Annotated in this window: 17 protein-coding genes; 12 read left to right on the top strand and 5 right to left on the bottom strand. The window is 66.7% G+C overall.

The features are described from left to right. Positions 1–86: 86 nt before the first annotated feature. The 5 genes from QM682_RS06030 to QM682_RS06010 all read right to left on the bottom strand — a co-directional run bounded on the left by QM682_RS06030 (position 87) and on the right by QM682_RS06010 (position 4,930). Complete coding sequence (locus tag QM682_RS06030) at positions 87–1,139, bottom strand: ABC transporter substrate-binding protein (RefSeq protein WP_415128038.1); 1,053 nt, start codon at positions 1,137–1,139, stop codon at positions 87–89. A gap of 148 nt (positions 1,140–1,287) precedes the next feature. Beyond that, positions 1,288–2,187 carry a TPM domain-containing protein gene (locus QM682_RS06025; RefSeq protein ID WP_415128037.1) on the bottom strand — a complete coding sequence of 300 codons (900 nt, stop codon included), beginning with the start codon at positions 2,185–2,187 and terminating at the stop codon, positions 1,288–1,290. Continuing rightward, positions 2,187–3,104 (bottom strand): polyphosphate kinase 2, encoded by a 918-nt coding sequence (gene ppk2 / locus QM682_RS06020; protein ID WP_415128036.1) that lies wholly within the window; start codon positions 3,102–3,104, stop codon positions 2,187–2,189. Before ppk2 ends, QM682_RS06025 begins: the two co-directional genes overlap by 1 nt. Beyond that, entirely contained in the window at positions 3,105–4,031 is a 927-nt protein-coding gene (locus QM682_RS06015; RefSeq protein ID WP_415128084.1) for a homoserine O-succinyltransferase, read from the bottom strand. 29 nt (positions 4,032–4,060) lie between these two features. Further along, positions 4,061–4,930 (bottom strand): ATPase, encoded by an 870-nt coding sequence (locus tag QM682_RS06010; protein WP_415128035.1) that lies wholly within the window; start codon positions 4,928–4,930, stop codon positions 4,061–4,063. 416 nt (positions 4,931–5,346) lie between these two features. Here QM682_RS06010 and QM682_RS06005 point away from each other — a divergent pair, with 416 nt between their 5' ends. The 12 genes from QM682_RS06005 to lpxC all read left to right on the top strand — a co-directional run bounded on the left by QM682_RS06005 (position 5,347) and on the right by lpxC (position 18,450). Then, a complete protein-coding gene (locus QM682_RS06005; RefSeq protein WP_415128034.1) occupies positions 5,347–6,513 on the top strand; it encodes a peptidoglycan glycosyltransferase FtsW in 1,167 nt (388 codons plus the stop codon). After that, positions 6,510–7,604, top strand: coding sequence for a UDP-N-acetylglucosamine--N-acetylmuramyl-(pentapeptide) pyrophosphoryl-undecaprenol N-acetylglucosamine transferase (locus tag QM682_RS06000; protein WP_415128033.1), 1,095 nt, complete (start codon positions 6,510–6,512; stop codon positions 7,602–7,604). The genes QM682_RS06005 and QM682_RS06000 overlap by 4 nt, the downstream gene beginning before the upstream one ends. Next, positions 7,601–9,013 (top strand): UDP-N-acetylmuramate--L-alanine ligase, encoded by a 1,413-nt coding sequence (gene murC, locus QM682_RS05995; RefSeq protein ID WP_415128032.1) that lies wholly within the window; start codon positions 7,601–7,603, stop codon positions 9,011–9,013. The genes QM682_RS06000 and murC overlap by 4 nt, the downstream gene beginning before the upstream one ends. Continuing rightward, entirely contained in the window at positions 9,010–9,267 is a 258-nt protein-coding gene (locus tag QM682_RS05990) for a DUF2484 family protein (RefSeq protein ID WP_415128031.1), read from the top strand. Before murC ends, QM682_RS05990 begins: the two co-directional genes overlap by 4 nt. A gap of 3 nt (positions 9,268–9,270) precedes the next feature. Further along, positions 9,271–9,636 carry a hypothetical protein gene (locus tag QM682_RS05985; RefSeq protein ID WP_415128030.1) on the top strand — a complete coding sequence of 122 codons (366 nt, stop codon included), beginning with the start codon at positions 9,271–9,273 and terminating at the stop codon, positions 9,634–9,636. 76 nt (positions 9,637–9,712) lie between these two features. Continuing rightward, positions 9,713–11,140 carry a hypothetical protein gene (locus QM682_RS05980; RefSeq protein ID WP_415128029.1) on the top strand — a complete coding sequence of 476 codons (1,428 nt, stop codon included), beginning with the start codon at positions 9,713–9,715 and terminating at the stop codon, positions 11,138–11,140. A gap of 49 nt (positions 11,141–11,189) precedes the next feature. Beyond that, on the top strand, positions 11,190–12,110 hold the full coding sequence (gene murB, locus QM682_RS05975) for a UDP-N-acetylmuramate dehydrogenase (RefSeq protein WP_415128028.1): 921 nt from the start codon (positions 11,190–11,192) through the stop codon (positions 12,108–12,110). A gap of 107 nt (positions 12,111–12,217) precedes the next feature. Continuing rightward, positions 12,218–13,153, top strand: a complete 936-nt coding sequence (locus QM682_RS05970; protein WP_415128027.1) for a D-alanine--D-alanine ligase — start codon at positions 12,218–12,220, stop codon at positions 13,151–13,153. Continuing rightward, positions 13,141–14,148, top strand: coding sequence for a cell division protein FtsQ/DivIB (locus QM682_RS05965; protein ID WP_415128026.1), 1,008 nt, complete (start codon positions 13,141–13,143; stop codon positions 14,146–14,148). Before QM682_RS05970 ends, QM682_RS05965 begins: the two co-directional genes overlap by 13 nt. Before the next feature lie 21 nt (positions 14,149–14,169). Then, positions 14,170–15,504 (top strand): cell division protein FtsA, encoded by a 1,335-nt coding sequence (ftsA, locus tag QM682_RS05960; protein ID WP_415128025.1) that lies wholly within the window; start codon positions 14,170–14,172, stop codon positions 15,502–15,504. A gap of 218 nt (positions 15,505–15,722) precedes the next feature. Then, the gene (ftsZ, locus tag QM682_RS05955; protein WP_415128024.1) at positions 15,723–17,294 is read left to right on the top strand and encodes a cell division protein FtsZ; all 1,572 of its coding nucleotides are present in this window, start codon (positions 15,723–15,725) and stop codon (positions 17,292–17,294) included. 226 nt (positions 17,295–17,520) lie between these two features. Beyond that, positions 17,521–18,450 carry a UDP-3-O-acyl-N-acetylglucosamine deacetylase gene (lpxC, locus tag QM682_RS05950; protein WP_415128023.1) on the top strand — a complete coding sequence of 310 codons (930 nt, stop codon included), beginning with the start codon at positions 17,521–17,523 and terminating at the stop codon, positions 18,448–18,450. The last annotated feature ends 21 nt before the right edge of the window (positions 18,451–18,471 follow it).

The following is an 18,471-nucleotide window of genomic DNA, read 5'->3' as shown; positions in this document are numbered from 1 at the left end:
TCGTCCTTCTTTGTTTCCCAAATACCCATGCGGCAGGGCGAAAGAAAAACGCCCCGCCGGCTGGGACGGGGCGTTGCCGAAGGGGATCAGAATCCCGCCTTGATCTTCTCGAACTCGGCCAGTTGCTTTTCCCGCTGCGCCGGGTCGTTCGGGGTCTGGGCCAGGATCGGGGCATCGACATCCGAAAGCCCCTCTTTCACCGCAGGTTCGTCCTTGATCGTTTCCATCGCCACGGTCGAGGTATGGCCGTAGCCGATCGTGTCCAAAAGCCCCTTGGCGGCCGACGGCGCCAGCCAGGCGTTGATGAAGTCATAGGCTTTGTCTTCCTTGCCCGGCCCGTTCTTGAGGTTGATATAACCGCAGAAAAAGGTCGAACTGCCCTCTTTCGGGGCGCGCTGGAAGCCTACCGGGAAGCCGTCGTTTTCCAGCAGCACCACGCCGTCATTCCAGGACCAGGCCACATCCACCGCGCCCGAGGCCATCAGTTGCGCCTGCTCGGACGGATCGGCCCAATAGGCGGCGACGTTCTGATGGGCCTGGCGCAGCCAGTCGGCGGCGGCCTTGAACTGCTCATCCGTCACCTTGGTCCAGTCGGTCACGCCGGTGGCCAGATAGGCCAGCGCCCAGACATCGTCCGCCGAATCGGGCAGGCTGGTGCGGCCCTGGTATTTCGGATCGATGAAGACATTCAGGCTGGCGATGTCCTCGGCCGGAACCTTTTCCTTGTTGTAAGCGATGGCGGTCGCGCCCCAGTCGGTCGGGATATACCAGACGCCGCCGTCGTCCTTGAAGATCGGCGAGGCGAGGAATTTCGGATCGATCGTGTCGAAGGCCGGGATCTTGGACACGTCCCAAGGCTCGATCAGCCCGGCATCGCGGTATTTCGACACCATTTGCGAGCAGGGATGCGCCACGTCCGCCTTGAAGCCCGAGGCGAGCTTTTGATACGCCTCGTCGTCATCGCCGTAGAAGGCATAGGTCGGGCTGTCGCCGTTCTTGTCGATATAGCCCTGGAAGATCGCCGGCTCCTCGAAACCGGCCCAGTCGAAGACGGTCAGTTCGGGATCGGCTGCATGGGTAGGGGCAGAGATCGCGGCGCCCAGGATCAGGGCCAGGGCGGAGGAGCGCAGAAGTTTCATCTGGGGCCTTCGTCTATAGGGTGGGGGTCTGGTATATGGCGTGCTTCCAGGCACGCTAGCCGCAGCTTGGCCTTGCCGCAAGCATTCGCTGCGGCGCGGCGGCCAAGGGCGCCATCACTGCCTCCAAGGTGCTACCCACCCCAGGGCGCTACCACCGTCCCGAGGCGCCGCCGCCGCGCGACGAGCCGCCGCCGAAGCCCGCGCCGCCGCCGCCCGCGCCTGAGCGATGGGCGGGGTTGCGTTCCTGGCGCAAAAGCTCGCCCGCCGCGCCGTAATAGCCGATCCGGGGCTGGGGGCGCAGGCGGGTCTCGGTCCAGTCGCAATGCGGGCAATGCCGGGTCATGGACTGGTCGGCGATGCGGTAGCCGCCTTCTGCCAGCGGCTCCTTCCGCGGTTCGTGCCGCGTGATCAGCCCGCGCCCCCCGCATTTGGGGCAGCGCCCGCGCCGCCAGATCCGGCGTCCGATCAGCCCCAGGATCAGTGCGAAGCCTGCCAGCGGCAGAAGCCGCCCCGCCCAGTCGCGGTCCTGGGCCGGTCCGGGCATGCCCGAGGCATGCGGGCGGGCGATGCGGGCGATGACCTGCGCGGTGCCCTCGCGCAGGCCGGCCGACAGATCGCCCGCGCGGAAGGCGGGCAACAGGCTGCCGCGCATGATGTCCTGGGCCAGGATGTCGGCGTCGTTGGGATAGCCCCGGCCCAGTTCGATCCGGGCCTCGCGGTCGCCGGGCAGGACCAGGATCATGAACCCGTCCTGGCGCCGCGCATCGCCCACGCCCCAATCGTTGAAAAGCCGGGTCGCGAAGGCGTCCAGGCCCTGTATGCCGCCGTAGCGGGCGCGGTCCTGCAAGGTGACGACCGTGCCCTCGATTCCGGTCTCGCGGCGCAGGGCGGAAAGCCCGGCCTCGATGGCCTCGGCATCGCGCGCCGTCACCACCCCGGCGAAATCGTTCAGCGTGGTAGCCTGCCATCGCGGCAGCGCCTGGGCCAGGACCGCGCCGGGCAGCAGCGCCAGCAGCACCAGCAGCAGCGTCGCCCAAGACCGCGGCATCACCCGGCCAGCATTTCGGGGCCACCGACCAGCTTTGGATCGGGGGCACCGATCACCGCGTCGTCCCGGCCCTGGAAGTCCACCGCCCGCAGGATGGTCTGGATCGCCGCGATCCGTGCCCGGCGCTTGTCGTCCGAGCGGATCACCGTCCAGGGCGCGATGCCCGAATGGCTGCGCATCAGCGTGTCGCGGATCGCCGCCGTGTAGTCGTCCCATTTCGCCAGCCCCTCGACATCGATGGCGCTTAGCTTCCATTGCTTCAGGGGATCCTGCTCGCGGTCCAGGAAACGTTGCAACTGCTCGGCCCGGCCCACGTTCAGCCACAGCTTGACCAGAACCACCCCGTCATCGACCAGCATGTTCTCGTAATGCGGCAATTGGCGAAAGAAGGTCTCGCGCTGCGCCTCGGTCGAGAAGCCGAACACCTTTTCGACGACGCCCCGATTATACCAACTGCGGTCGAAAAGCGCGATCTCGCCCCGCGCGGGCAGCCAGTCGGTATAGCGTTGGAAATACCATTGCCCGGCTTCGCGCTCGCCGGGTTTCGGCAGCGCCACGATATAGGCCGAGCGGGGGTTCAGGTTCTCGCGCACGCGCTCGATGGTGCCGCCCTTGCCGGCGGCGTCGCGGCCCTCGAACAGCACGACCACGCGCTTGCCGGTCTGGATCACATCGCGCATCATCCGCACCAACTGCGATTGCAGCCCCGCCATATGCGCGTCGTAATCCTTGCCCTTCATCGGCGCGGGATAGGGAAAGCCCGGATCCAGGACGCGGTCCTTGTCCCCGTCCCGCACCGCCTTGCGAAGCGCGTCGGGGGCGTCGTTTTCCAGAAAGCGGGTGATGGCGCCGACATAGGGCAGGTCGGGATGGCTTTCAGCCAGCGCCTTGGGACCGTTCTTGCCGTTCTTGGCCATTCAACCCTCGCCGATGCGTGACATGTCATACCAGGTGCTCTGGTAGATCTCGTTGATCCAGTTGCCGTAAAGCAGATGGGCATGGCTGCGCCAGCGGTTCAAGGGGACCTGGCTGGGATCGTCGTCGGGATAGTAGTTGACCGGCACGTCGATCGGCTTTCCGGCGGCGATGTCGCGGTCGTATTCGTCCTTGAGCGTGGTGCTGTCATATTCGAAATGGTTGAACATGTAGAGCGCCCGGTGCCCGGCATCCTCCAGAAGGCAGGGTCCGGCCTGGTCCGAGGTGATCAGCGTGCGCAGCGCGGGCCTTGCGTCCACCTCGTGCTGGCGTACCTCGGTCCAGCGGCTGATCGGGACCAGCACATCGTCCGAGAAGCCGCGCAGATAAGGGCTGGCGGGCGTCAGGTTGCGGTGGCGGAAGCAGCCGAAAGCCTTGCTTTTCAGCATGTGCTTGGGCAGGCCGTGGAAATGCCAGGCCATGGCCATGCCGCCCCAGCAGACGCCGAAGGTCGAATGCACATGGGTCTGTGTCCAGTCGAACAGGCGCGTCAGCTCGTCCCAATAGGTCACGTCCTGGAAATCCAGATGCTCGATCGGCGCGCCGGTGATGATCAGCCCGTCGAATTTCTCGCCCGTGGCCTCGACCTCGCTGAAGCGGCGATAGAAGGCGGCCATGTGGTCGGCGGCGGTGTTGCGGCTTTCATGGTCGGACATGCGGATCAGCTGGAAGTCGATCTGCAAGGGCGTCGCGCCGATCAGCCGGGCAAACTGGTTCTCGGTCTGGATCTTCTTGGGCATGAGGTTCAACAGGCCGATGCGCAGCGGGCGGATGTCCTGGGTCGCGGCCCGGCCCGGCGACATGACCATGACGCCCTCGTTCGACAGGATGTCGAAGGCGGGCAGGTCATTGGGCAGGGTGATGGGCATCATGCGTCCTTTCTTGCGGTGGTTGCGGGCTAGCCGAGGCTGGCCCCGCGGTCGATGGCCGTTCCGATCAACTCGATCAGATCGGCCTGGGTCTTGACTTCGGCGACCTCCTCGGCCAGCAGGGTGACCCCCCGCCGGGCCATCGCCTCGTAGCGGGGCTGGCGGTGGGCCAGGGCGCGGGCATAGGTCCAGCGGATGAAGTCGTCGGGATTGACCTGATCCTCGCACAGGCCCTTTTCCACCCGATAGGCGGTCCAGGCGCGGTCCAGGAAAGCGGGCTGGTAATACATCGGCTTGGGCGCGCGGTCGAAGCGGCGCACCAGCTCCTCGGTATGCGCGTCCGAGCCCTTGATCCAGACCAGCAGCAATTCGCTTTCCAGCGCGTCCAGCACCGGGTCATGGGCCGCGTGGGGGTCGACCACCTCGCAGATCGAGCCGCCGGAATCGCAGATGAAGTTGTGCAGGCGATAGATTTCGCGGGCGCGCGCGATGAAGTGATGCGCGTCGAGCAGCGCCGAGATCTCGGCCCGGCGGTGCTGGCCCTGGCGGCGCATGTATTCCTCGAACTCCAGTCCGCCCCGCGTCGGGCTGCCGGGCTTGCCCAGATAGGTCGAGAGCGGCGTCAGGTTGTCGAAGGTGATGTTGCTGGCGATATAGACCGAATCCGACATCAGCAATTCGCGCAGGAACGGCACCTTCATCGCCTCGCGCTTGAAGTTGTCGGCGATCAGCTCGCCCATGTAACGGGTGCCGATGCGGTAATCGACCGAGTAGTGGAACCATTCCCCGGTCTGGCGCAGCATCGAGGCCAGATAGGTCTTGCCCAAGCCTGACATGCCGAAAAGGAGCACCCGCTTGCGCGAGGCCGTGAGCCATTCGGCTTTGGTCTTGTAGAGCATCGGTCATCCCTGTCTGGTCGCGCGATAGTTATGCCTTCGGGCGCGCCGAGAAAAGGGGGGCTTAGGGCCGGCACCGCCGGAGCGGGGGCTGTCTGCCCCCGCGCCCCCGAGGATATTTTTACAAGAAAGACGGGGGGCGTTCGGGGCCGCCGGTCCCCTTTGTCGCGCGAAGCCTTTCGCCGGCATGCCGGAGCCGGTCGGAGATTTGACCGGGAGAGGGGGGGCGGCCCGGCATTGCCGCCGCCGTGAACCGATCCGTGAACCGATCCGTTCACCACCCGCGCAGATGCGCGCCGATGCAAGTCTTGCGGATCAGGTTGCGAATCCGCTGTAGCGCGACGGCAACATCCGCGCTATGCTGCGTTCCAGACCCGGCGAACGGGCGTTTTATCTGAGGCAGTGACGGCGGTATTCCCATGACCGAGATGGTCTTCGGCACCACGCCCGCGCGGGCGGGCGACCCGATTCTTCCACGCTGGTGGCGCACGGTGGACCGCTGGTCCCTGGCCTGTGTGCTGGGGCTTTTCACCATCGGGCTGATCCTGGGGCTGGCGGCCTCGGTCCCGCTGGCCGAGAAGAACAACCTTCCGCAATTCTATTACGTCACCCGTCAGGCCGTGTTCGGGGGCATGGCGATCACGGCGATGCTGGTGATCTCGACCTTTTCGCCGCGCCAGGTGCGGCGGATCGGCGTTCTGGGCTTTGCCGTCGCCATCACCGCGATCGTGCTGCTGCCCTTTATCGGCACGGATTTCGGCAAGGGCGCGGTGCGCTGGCTGCGCCTGCCGGGGGGGATGTCGATCCAACCCTCGGAGTTTCTGAAGCCCGCCTTCGTCGCCATCTGCGCCTGGTTCATGGCCGCCAGCCAGGAGGTGGGCGGCCCGCCCGGCCGGATCTATTCGGCGATCATGGCCTCGTTCGTGGTGGTGCTTCTGGCGCTTCAGCCCGATTTCGGCCAGGCCTCGCTGGTGCTGTTTTCCTGGTGCGTGATGTATTTCATCGCCGGCGCGCCCCTGATGCTGCTTTTCGGCGTGCTGGGCACGGCCGTTGCCGGGGGCTTCTTCGCCTATGGCGCCTCCGAGCATTTTGCCCGCCGCATCAACGGCTTTCTGACCGCCGAGGTCGATCCGCGCACGCAGATCGGCTATGCCACCGATGCCATTCACGAGGGCGGCTTCTTCGGCGTCGGCGTGGGCGAGGGTTCGGTCAAATGGTCGCTGCCCGACGCGCATACCGATTTCATCATCGCCGTCGCGGCCGAGGAATACGGCCTTATCATGGTGATCACGATCCTGTTTCTTTACGGCACCGTGGTCGTGCGCTCGCTGATGCGGCTGCGCGATGAGCGTGATCCCTTTGTCCGCATCGCGGGCACGGGCCTGGCCTGCGCCTTCGGCGTGCAGGCGCTGATCAACATGGGCGTCGCGGTGCGGCTTCTGCCCGCCAAGGGCATGACGCTGCCCTTCGTCAGCTATGGCGGTTCGTCCGTGATCGCCTCGGGGATCGCGGTGGGGATGCTGCTGGCGCTGACCCGCTCGCGGCCGCAGGGGCGCATGGGCGACGTGCTGGGGCGCCGGGGATGAGCCGCCCGCCGCTTTGCCTGATCGCAGCCGGGGGCACCGGCGGGCATATGTTTCCGGCCCAGTCGCTGGCCGAGGTGCTGCTGTCCTGGGGCTGGCGGGTCACGCTTTCGACCGACGAGCGCGGCGCGCGCTATGCCGGGGCCTTTCCGTCCGAAGTCGCGCGCGAGGTCGTCAGTTCGGCCACCACCGCGCGCGGGGGCAGGATGGCGCAGCTTGCCGTGCCGCTGCGCATCGGGGTGGGCGTCGTTTCGGCCATGCGCCGGTTCGCGGCGGACCGCCCGGCGGTGGTGGTGGGCTTTGGCGGCTATCCGACCATTCCCGCCATGTCGGCGGCGCTGGCGCTGCGTGTCCCGCGCATGATCCACGAGCAGAACGGCGTCATGGGCCGGGTGAACGCGGCCTTCGCCCGCCGCGTCCAGCGCGTCGCCTGCGGCACCTGGCCGACCACCCTGCCGCCGGGGGTGCAGGGCGTTCATACCGGCAATCCGGTGCGCCAGGCGGTGCTGGATCATGCCGGATCGCCTTATGTCCCGCCGGATGTCCAGCTGGGCGACGGCCCGCTGAACGTCCTGATCATCGGTGGCAGCCAGGGCGCGCGGGTGCTTTCGGACATGGTGCCGCCCGCCATGGCGCTGCTGCCCCAGGCGCCGCGCCTGCGCGTCAGCCACCAGGCCCGCGCCGAGGACCGCGAGCGTGTGACCGCCGCCTATGCGGCCGCCGGCATCCAGGCCGAGGTCAGCCCCTTTTTCGAGGACGTGCCCCGGCGCATGGCCCAGGCGCAGCTTGTGATCAGCCGGGCCGGGGCCTCGTCCATCGCCGATCTGACGGTGATCGGGCGGCCCTCGATCCTTATCCCCTTCGCCGCCGCGACCGGGGACCACCAAAGCGCCAATGCGCGCGCCTTGGCCGAAACCGGCGCGGCGGGCGTCCTGCCCGAATCCGCGCTTGACCCCGAAAGCCTTGCGCGCGACATCCGGGATATCCTTTCCGACGAAGCCCGCGCCACCCGGATGGCCGCGGCGGCGCTTCGCCTGGGGCGCCCCGAGGCGGCCCGCAACCTGGCAGAAATTGTAATGGAACTGACCCGATGAACGCAGCGACCAAACTTCCCGGCGAACTCGGCCCCATCCATTTCATCGGCATTGGCGGCATCGGCATGTCGGGCATCGCCGAGGTGCTGATGACGCTGGGCTACCAGGTCCAGGGCTCGGACGCGAAACGTTCCAAGATCACCGACCGGCTGGAAGCCCTGGGTGCCGCCATCTTCGAGGGCCAGAGTGCCCAGAACATCGGCGAGGCCGGCGTGGTCGTCATCTCGACCGCGATCAAGAAGGGCAACCCCGAGCTTGAGGAAGCCCGCCGCCGCGGCCTGCCCGTCGTGCGCCGGGCCGAGATGCTGGCCGAACTGATGCGCCTGCGCTCGAACGTGGCCATCGCGGGCACGCATGGCAAGACCACGACCACGACCATGGTGGCGACGCTGCTGGATGCGGGCGGCTTCGATCCGACCGTGATCAACGGCGGCGTGATCCATGCCTATGGCAGCAATGCCCGCGCCGGCGCCGGCGAATGGATGGTGGTCGAGGCCGACGAAAGCGACGGCAGCTTCAACCGCCTGCCCGCGACCATCGCCATCGTGACCAATATCGACCCCGAGCATATGGAGCATTGGGGCTCCTTCGATGCGCTGCGCAAGGGGTTTTACGACTTCGCCTCGAACATCCCCTTCTACGGCCTTGCCGTCTGCTGCACCGACCACCCCGAGGTGCAGGCGCTGGTCGGCAAGCTCTCGGACCGCCGCGTCACCACCTTCGGCTTCAACGCCCAGGCCGATGTGCGGGCGATGAACCTGCGCTATGAAAACGGCGTGGCGCATTTCGACATCGCGCTTCAGGCCGAGGAGGACGGCCCCGTGATCGAGGGCTGCACCCTGCCGATGCCGGGCGACCATAACGTCAGCAATGCGCTTGCCGCTGTCGCCGTGGCGCGGCACCTGGGCATGAAGCGTGCCCAGATCCGCGAGGCGCTTGCCAGGTTCGGCGGTGTCGGGCGGCGCTTCACCCGCGTGGGCGAGGTGGGCGGCGTCACCATCATCGATGATTACGGCCACCATCCCGTGGAAATCGCCGCCGTGCTGAAGGCCGCGCGCCAGGCCACCAAGGGCCGCGTCATCGCCGTGCACCAGCCCCACCGCTATACCCGGCTTTCGAACCTGTTCGATGATTTCTGCACCTGCTTCAACGAGGCCGATGTCGTCGCCATCGCCGATGTCTATTCGGCCGGCGAAGAGCCGATCCCCGGCGCCTCGCGCGACGATCTGGTCGCCGGGCTGATCGCCCATGGCCACCGCCACGCCCGCGCGGTGATGGACGAGGCGGATCTGGCCCGGCTGGTGCGCGAACAGGCACGCCCCGGCGACATGGTGGTCTGCCTGGGCGCGGGCACCATATCGGCCTGGGCCAACGGCCTGCCCGAGCGGCTGCTGGGGCGCGCGGCGTGATCCTGCTGGCAGGCCATCCCGCTGCGGCGGCGCTTTGCGCCCTGCTTTGGGCTGTGCTGGCATGCCTCCTGCCGCTTCTGGGTCCGGCGCGGCGGCATCAGGCCATCTGGGTCCTGATCCTCGGCGGTGTGCCGGTGCTGGGCTGGCTGACCTATCTGTGCGGCCCGGTGCTGGGCGTTCTGGTGCTGGCGCTGGGTCTGTCGCTGCTGGTCTGGCCACCGCTAAGGCGCGGCCGGGGGCAGGGGATGCATTAGGCCGTGGTCCTGGTCTGGCTGATCATCGCCGTGACGGTGGCCGCGACGGCCTGGATCGGCGCGGCGCGCATGGCGGCGCGATCCTTGGGGCCGCTGGTGCTGGAACTGGCCGTGCTGCTGGGCGCGGCGGGCCTGTGCTATCTGATCGGCGAGAGCAAGACCGGAGGCTTTGTCGCCGGCATCATCGGCGCGCTGTGCAGCCTGCTTTTGCTGGCCGCCGCCGGAGGCGTGGCCCTGGGCGCGGCAGGGCGCTGGCTTTACGACCGGCTCAGGCCCTCGGACCCCGGCCCGCGCCCCGCTTTCGGCTGGGATCTCTGGGTGGTGGGCCTGCTGTCGCTGGCCGGCGTGGCGCTGAGCGCGATGGAGTAGGGGGCGCCGTCTGCCCGATTGCCATGATTGCCGTGATGCGATTAGGTCGCTTCCATTGAGAAGTGAAAGGGTCGCGTTGACTGGTGTTCAGGAAGCCTTCCAGCGTTTTGATCGCGAGTTCGCGGCGCTGAACTCGCATGAAGCCAGTCAACTCGCCTGGCGTAGCACGATGCGGATGTTGCCCGCCGGACTGGCAGAGATGCAGGCCCGTGACGGCATTGCGCATCTGCGGCTTCTGCTGACGGCTCACCTGTTCCTGAATGACAGGATTGACGCGCAGGCATTGCGGTCAGCCGCAGGCGCGCGCGGTCCATATTCCAAATTCAGACGGCCCGATGCGCGATCTGCCGGCAGCGTGAGCATGGCGGCAAAAGAGATGGAAAAAGTGCTGCTGGGATCGGGCAATGGATCCGCATATCAGCCCGCGAGGATATACCTTTATTGGTCAAACGGGATTGGACACCTTCCCGAAGGCCACAACATGCTTGGCGATATTAGGCAGATCAAAAGCAGGGTTTCTGACAGGTGGCAGGGGGGTAAACAATTGCCACCCATGCTGCCGCAAGAGGTTGCCGGTTCGTGGCTGGAAGAAGGATGGCCCCTCCATCCATTCTGGATCGACTGGTATAGGCGTGTTGTCGGTGGTGAACCGCAGAACTGGCCCCTGCTGCGCGATGTGGCGCTGATCGACAATGCGCTGTGGGAGCAGGGCGGCGAGGCGTTGGATGGTGCGATTACCGATGTGATCGTTAGCCATGGGATGCAGTTTACCGAATACGGCGAGGAAATCGCGGTTCAGCCGGAGACGGGGCGTTTGCTCGCGATACCGAAAAACGATCTCCCGCCGGGCTATTTGCAAGACGTGCTGGACAAGATCGAAGAGGCCACCCGTATTCTGCCGAATATCGGCAGCAGCAACGCCTATCGGGCGCTTGAATCTGAAATCGAACTGTTGCGCGAGGCACCTCGGCGTTACGCTGAACGACCGCGCATGTTGTTTAGTGTCTTGTCAAGGGCGCAGCGCCGGATCGAAGACCGCATTGCGCAAGACGATTGCGTCGAGGATGTCCATACCAATGACCTGAGGGCAAGCGTGGCGGAAGCGCGTGCCGATCTGTTGGCCTATTCGTCCGAAGTCCGCGAGTCCGTCAGGCTGCATCAGGAGATTCACCCGCCGACAGAACCGCTTGAAGCTGCCGGGCAGGCGATAGCCGTCGTCGATGCGGTGGCCACCGTTTTCGACAACTACCCGTGCGAAGAGATGCCCGAGGATATCCGGGTCGCCCTTGACCCATCGGCTTCGGCGGAGGACCGCAAGGAGGCAGGCATCAGGACCGCCGGACGCCTTTTGCGCGTGCGTGCCGCCATGCTACGGGATGAGACAGAGAAGGTTGTCGGGAATGTTCGTGAAGCGTTGATCCTTGCCGGCGCACTCGGGGCAGGTGTGGAGACTGTTGGCGGTATCCTGAACGCGGCGTTGAAGCTGCTTTTCTGGTTCATTTGAACAATTGTCCCGCATTGACGCTTCGCGCCGCTCTGGCTACCACGCGGCCATGACCCACTCACTCCCCACCCCGCGCGGCGCCCTGACGCCCAACCGCCCCCTTGCCGATCTGACCTGGCTGCGCGTCGGTGGGCCGGCCGATTGGCTGTTCCAGCCCGCCGATGAACAGGATCTGGCCGAGTTCCTGCGCGGTCTCGATCCGGCCGTGCCGGTCTTTCCGGTCGGCGTGGGCAGCAACCTGATCGTGCGCGACGGCGGCATTCGCGGCGTGGTGATCCGGCTGGGGCGCGGCTTCAACGAGATCGCATGCGATGGCGATACCGTCACCGCCGGGGCCGCCGCGCTGGATGCCCATGTCGCGCGCCGCGCGGCCGAGGCGGGGCTGGACCTGACCTTCCTGCGCACGATTCCGGGCAGTATCGGCGGCGCGGTGCGGATGAACGCGGGCTGCTATGGCAGCTATGTCGCCGACCGCCTGGTCTCGGTCCGGGTGGTGACGCGGCAGGGAGAGGTCCGCGACCTGCCCGCCGCCGATCTGCGCCTGGCCTATCGCCAATCCGACCTGCCCGAGGGTTGGATCGTGATCCAGGCCCGCTTTCGCGCCGAACGCGGCGATCCCGCCGAACTGGCCGCCCGGATGGCCGATCAACTGGCCCGGCGCGATGCCAGCCAGCCGACCAGGGAACGCAGCGCCGGCTCGACCTTCCGCAATCCGGCGGGGTTTTCCTCGACCGGCAGGGCGGATGACAGCCACGAGTTGAAGGCATGGAGCCTGATCGACGCGGCGGGCCTGCGCGGCCACCGGCTGGGGGGCGCGCAGATGTCGGAAAAGCATCCGAACTTCCTGCTGAACGCCGATGGCGCGACGGCGGCCGAGCTTGAGGCGCTTGGCGAACATGTCCGTGCCCGCGTCCAGCAAACCAGCGGCCACCTGCTGCAATGGGAAGTCATCCGCGTGGGTGAGCCGTAAGCCGCCGAGGTCGCGGCGAAAAGTCGCGTCGGGCGCGAAATTCCCCTTTTGCGAATGGGGCTAAGCGGTTATCCTTCCCCGCACAAACACCCGGATCAACCGGGAAAATGAGGCGAAAATTGGCGGGCAGGTCGAGCAGGACGGCCCCGAAAGTCGCAGTTCTGATGGGCGGACCCTCGGCCGAGCGCGAGGTTTCGCTGTCCTCGGGGCGGGAATGCGCGCAGGCGCTGCGGCAGGCGGGCTATGATGTCATCGAAATCGATGCGGGCAAGGATCTGCCCGCGCGTCTGGCCGATGCCGCGCCGGATGTGATCTTCAACGCGCTGCATGGCCGCTGGGGCGAGGATGGTTGCGTCCAGGGCCTGATGGACTGGCTGGGCTATCGCTATACCCATTCGGGGCTGCTGGCCTCGGCGCTGGCGATGGACAAGTCGCGGGCGAAACAGGCTTTCCGCGAGGCCGGGCTGCCCGTGGTCGAAAGCCTGATCGCCGATGCGGACGAGGTTCGCGCCCGACATGTGATGGCGCCCCCCTATGTGGTGAAGCCGAATGACGAAGGCTCGTCGGTGGGCGTCTATATCGTCCAGGACGGCGCCAATGCGCCGCCGCAGCTTTCCGACCGCATGCCCCGCCGCGTCATGGTCGAAACCTACGCGCCCGGCCGCGAACTGACGGTGGCGGTCCTTGGCGACCGCGCCCTGGCCGTGACCGAGATCCAGACCACGGGCTGGTATGATTACGATGCGAAATACACGCCCGGCGGATCGACCCATGTGATCCCCGCCCAGGTTCCGGCCCAGATCGAGGCTGCCTGCCGCGACTATGCGCTGCGCGCGCATCGCGCCCTGGGCTGCCGGGGCCTTAGCCGCACCGATTTCCGCTGGGACGAGAGCAGGGGCCTTGCCGGGCTGATCCTTCTTGAAACGAACACCCAGCCCGGCATGACGCCCACCTCGCTCGCGCCCGAGCAGGCGGCGCATGACGGCATGGATTTCCCCGCGCTTTGCGCCTGGATCGTCGAGGAGGCGCTATGCAGGGACTGAACCCCTTCAGCCGCCCCGCGGCGCAAGGCCGGCCCGCGCCCATGCGCCATGCCGTCCAGCGTCCCGCGCCCGCCCCCAAGACGGGCATGCGCCGCGATCCGGCCCCCTCGCGGCTGGCCTATCGGCTGAACCGGATGATGCTGCGGCCGCTGATCCGTCGGCTGGTGCGGATCGGCCTTCCGGCCTTTCTGCTGGCGCTGGTGGCGGGGATCTGGCTTTCGGACGAGACCCGTCGCGCCAATCTGACCGCCGGCATCGACGGTATCGTCGATCAGATCCAGCACCGCGAAGCCTTCATGATCCACCAGATGGAGGTCGAGGGTGCCTCGGATGTGGTGGACAAGGGCCTGCGCGCCATGCTGCCGGTGGATCTGCCCGCGTCCAGCTTCGATATCGACCTTGAGGATCTGCGCGCGCGGGTGATGAAGCTGGATGCGGTGGAAACGGTCGATCTGCGCATCAAGCCGGGCGGGATCCTGTCGGCGGCGGTGAAAGAGCGGGTGCCCGCGCTGCTGTGGCGCCATGCGCGCGGGATCGAGCTTCTGGACAAGACCGGCCACCGCGTCGCCTCGGTCACGGCGCGGGATGTCAGGAACGACCTGCCCATCATCGCCGGCGAAGGCGCTTCTGCCGCCGCGCCCGAGGCGCTGGCTCTGCTGGACGCCGCCGGTCCCATCCTGCCGCGCCTGCGCGGGCTGGAGCGGATCGGAGAGCGGCGCTGGGATCTGGTCCTGGATCGCGGCCAGCGGATCATGCTGCCCTCGGACGGGGCGCTTAGGGCGCTGGAGCGCGCGATGGCCATGGACAAGGCGCTGGACATGCTGTCGCGCGACATCCTGGCCGTGGACCTGCGCGAGGAAAACCGCCCCGTGCTGCGCATCGGGCTTGAGGCGCAGAACGCCATCCGCCGCGCGCGCGGCGAGGCCGAGATCGGATCCGACGGCAAGCCGATCGTCGAGGCGAAACCTGGAAAAAACATCAAGAAAAGCGGATAACAGCTTGAGGGGGCAGGGCAAATGAAGGATCTTTATCAGGGGCAGCGGGCCATGCGCGCGATGCGCCGTCAGGCCATGCAGCGCGGCGTGATCGCGGTCTTGGATATCGGCACCTCGAAAATGTCCTGCCTGGTGTTGCAGTTCGACGGCCCCGGACAGTTCCGCGAGACCGATGGCGTCGGCCCCATGGCCGGGCAGTCGAACTTTCGCGTCATCGGCAATGCCAGCACCCGTTCGCGCGGGATGCGCTTCGGTGAGATCGTCACCATGGCCGAGACCGAGCGCGCCATCCGCACCGTCATCCAGGCGGCGCAGAAAGAGGCCGGCGTGCGGGTCGATCACGTCATTGCCTGCATTTCGGGGGCGCGGCCGGCCTCTTATGGGCTTGCCGGGGAAATCCATCTGCCCGCCGGCAAGGTGGCCGAGGGCGACGTGGCCCGCGTGCTCGCATCCTGCGAAGTGCCGGATTTCGGCCACAACCGCGAGGTCCTGCATGCCCAGCCGGTGAATTTCGCGGTGGACGGCCGCTCGGGCCTTAGCGACCCGCGCGATCATGGCGGCGACACCCTGGCATGCGACATGCATGTGCTGACCATCGACGGCGACGCGGCGGGGAACCTGGTCCATTGCATCCGCCGCTGCGACATGGAACTGGCGGGCGTGGCCTCGGCCTCTTACGCCTCGGGGCTGGCGGCGCTGGTCGAGGATGAGCAGGAGCTTGGCGCGGCCTGCGTCGATCTGGGCGGCGGCACCACGGGCGTCTCGGTCTTCATCAAGAAGCACATGATCTTCGCCGATGCGGCGCGCTATGGGGGCGAGTTGATCACCCAGGACATCGCCAAGGGCCTGCGCGTCAGCCATGCCGTGGCCGAGCGTCTGAAGACCCTGCATGGCGGGGTCGAGGCCACCGGCCGCGACGATCACGAGATGATCACGCTGGGGGGCGAGACCGGCGATTGGGACACCGACCGCCGCCAGATCAGCCGCGCCGACCTGATCGGCATCATGCGCCCCCGCGTCGAGGAGATCCTGGAGAAGGTCGCCGAGATGCTGGACGCGGCGGGTTTCGAATACATGCCCTCGCGCCAGATCGTGCTGACCGGCGGCGGCAGCCAGATCCCCGGCCTGGACGTGCTGGCGGCGCGCATGCTGGGGCAGAACGTGCGCATCGGCCGGCCATTGCGCATCCAGGGCCTGCCGCATAGTGCGACGGCGGCCTCTTATTCCGCGACCATCGGGCTGGCGCTGCTGACCGCGCATCCCCAGGACGAATGGTGGGATTTCGACATGCCGGCCGAGGCTTACCCGGCCCGCAGCTTCAAGCGCGCCTATCGGTGGTTCAAGAACAACTGGTAGGCAGAAATCCGCTTTATCCGGTGGAGGAGGGCATGCGTCCCCACCACATTCGGTCCTATTGGCAAGATGCCGCCTAAGTCCCCCTGTCAAACCGCAAGATTTTGTGTTTTGTCTGTGTTTTTCGGGTGACGCTTGGGCCGAATCTGGCTAGGCTTGGGGCCATCACGGGGATTCGACCGGACACCCATGTCCGGCGCAAACAATAAGGCAGGCGAGACATGGAACGGCAGATCCACCTGATGCTGAACGATGAGCACGAACTGAAGCCCCGCATCACCGTCTTCGGTGTCGGTGGTGCTGGCGGCAACGCGGTCAACAACATGATCGACAAGCAGCTGGAAGGGGTCGAGTTCGTCGTCGCGAACACCGATGCCCAGGCGCTGCAAGCCTCGAAAGCGGAAAGCCGCATTCAGATCGGTCCCAAGGTGACCGAGGGCCTGGGCGCGGGCGCCAAGCCCATCATCGGCGCCAAGGCCGCCGAGGAGACGATCGAGGATATCGTCGATCACCTGATGGGCGCGCATATGTGCTTCATCACCGCGGGCATGGGCGGCGGCACCGGCACCGGCGCCGCGCCGATCATCGCCCAGGCCGCGCGCGAGATGGGGATCCTGACCGTCGGTGTCGTGACCAAGCCCTTCCAGTTCGAGGGCACCAAGCGCATGCGCCAGGCCGAGGAGGGCGTCGAGGCCCTTCAGCGCGTGGTCGATACGCTGATCATCATTCCGAACCAGAACCTGTTCCGGCTCGCCAACGAAAAGACCACCTTCACCGAAGCCTTCGCCATGGCCGACGACGTGCTGTATCAGGGCGTCAAGGGCGTGACCGACCTGATGGTGCGTCCGGGCCTGATCAACCTCGACTTCGCCGACGTGCGCGCGGTCATGGACGAGATGGGCAAGGCCATGATGGGCACCGGCGAAGCCTCGGGCGAGAACCGCGCCGTGCAGGCGGCCGAGAAGGCCATCGCCAACCCGCTGCTGGACGAGATCAGCCTGAACGGCGCCAAGGGCGTGCTGATCAACATCACCGGCGGTTACGACCTGACCCTGTTCGAGATGGACGAGGCGGCCGAGAAGATCCGCGAAAAGGTCGATGCCGATGCCAATATCATCGTCGGCTCGACGCTGGACCCGGATATGGAGGGCGCGATCCGCGTCTCGGTCGTCGCGACCGGCATCGATGCCGCCGCCGAGATTCCGGCCCCGCGCCGTGGCATCCGCGAGCCGCTGACCCAGCACCCGCCCGTCGCGCAGAAGGTTGTCGAGGAAGAGCCGGTGATGCCGCCGCGCCGCGTCGCCTCGCTGACCCCCGCCGCGCCGCAGGCCCGCGTCGAAGAGGAAGAGATGCCGCGCCCCGCCTATCAGCATGAGGCGCGCCCGTCTGCCGCCGAGGCGCTGAACGGCGATTCGGGCAGTTTCGTCGCCCCTCGCGCGCGCGCGCAGGGACCGGCCGGCGCGCCTTCGGATGCGGTGATGCAGCGCCTTGCCGCCGCCGTGCAAAAGGCGCCCGAGCGTCAGGCGGCGCAACAACGCCCGGCACAACCCGCCCAGCCCGAGCCGAACCGGCTGCACAGCCGCATGGGCGGTCTCAGCCGCATGCTGGAACGGATCTCGGGGCAAAGCGAACAGCCCAAGCCCGCTGCCTCGACCATTGCCGAGCGCGTGAGCGAGCGGGTCCAGGCCCGCAAGGGCAGCGGCTTCGACTCGGGCTTCGACGATCTGGCCAGCCCCGAGCGCGGCGACGAGAATGTCGAAATCCCGGCCTTCCTGCGCCGCCAGGCGAATTGATCCGATCACAAATTGGATGAGTAAAATTTAAGAAAGACCGCTTCGGCGGTCTTTTTTGTTTTGGATATTCAACTATTTGCACGAATATGGCGGAAACGTGCCAGGCGCCGGGCCGCAATGTTTCACCCCGTCACAAAACGTTAATTGAGACTTTCGGGACGGTTCCTTAACTCGGGATCAAGGCGTCATGACCCTGTTCCTGACGCGCGATATGAAGGATTGACCCATGCAGACCACCATTGCTTCGAAAGCTCAGTTCCGCGGCGTCGGTCTGCACTCGGGTGCGGCGGTGCGTCTGTCGATCCTGCCCGCTCCGGCGGATCACGGCATCGTCTTCGTGCGCACCGATCTGGCCGGCGCGCGGATCCCTGCGCTTTGGGACCGCGTGACCCCCTCGCAGCTTTGCACGCTGCTGGACAATGGCGCGGGCGCCACCGTCTCGACGGTCGAGCATGTGATGGCCGCGCTGGTCGGGACCGGCATCAACAATGCCGTGGTCGAGGTGAACGGTCCCGAGGTTCCGATCCTGGACGGCTCGGCCGCGCCCTTCGTGCAGGGCATTCTTGAGGTTGGTATCCGGCATCTGGAGGCGCCGCTGCGCGCCATCCGCGTGTTGCGCCCGGTCGAGGTGCAGCACGGCATCGGTTTCGCGCGACTCTCGCCCGACGATCACCTGACCATGGATTTCGAGATCGACTTCAGCGATACCGTGATCGGCCATCAGGAGATGTCGCTGGACCTGGCCAATGGCTGCTTCGTGCATGAGTTGATGGACAGCCGCACCTTCTGCCGTCAGGCGGATGTGGTGCAGATGCAGAAGAACGGCCTTGCCCTGGGCGGTACCTATCTGAACGCGGTCGTGATCGACGACGACAAGGTGCTGTCGCCCGGCGGGCTGCGTCACGAGGACGAGGCCGTGCGCCACAAGATGCTGGACGCGGTGGGTGATCTGGCTCTGGCGGGTGCGCCGCTTCTGGCGCGCTACAGCGGGCATCGCGCCGGCCACGCCATGACCAACAAGCTGCTGCGCGCCCTTTTCGCGGCGCCCGATGCTTGGGAATGGGCGGATGTGACCCCTGCCATGGCCGGCAATCTGCCCGGTGCCGGCGTCGTTTCCGAGCATGTGGCCGCGCTGCGTCAACTCGCCGTCGCCTGACTGGCTGAGGTGCGATGGAAA

The organism is Paracoccus sp. (in: a-proteobacteria) (assembly GCF_047605025.1).
In the GTDB taxonomy this organism is placed as follows: domain Bacteria; phylum Pseudomonadota; class Alphaproteobacteria; order Rhodobacterales; family Rhodobacteraceae; genus Paracoccus.
The sequence above is the reverse complement of the archived record's forward strand: the minus strand, read 5'-3'. Positions and strand labels throughout refer to the sequence as shown.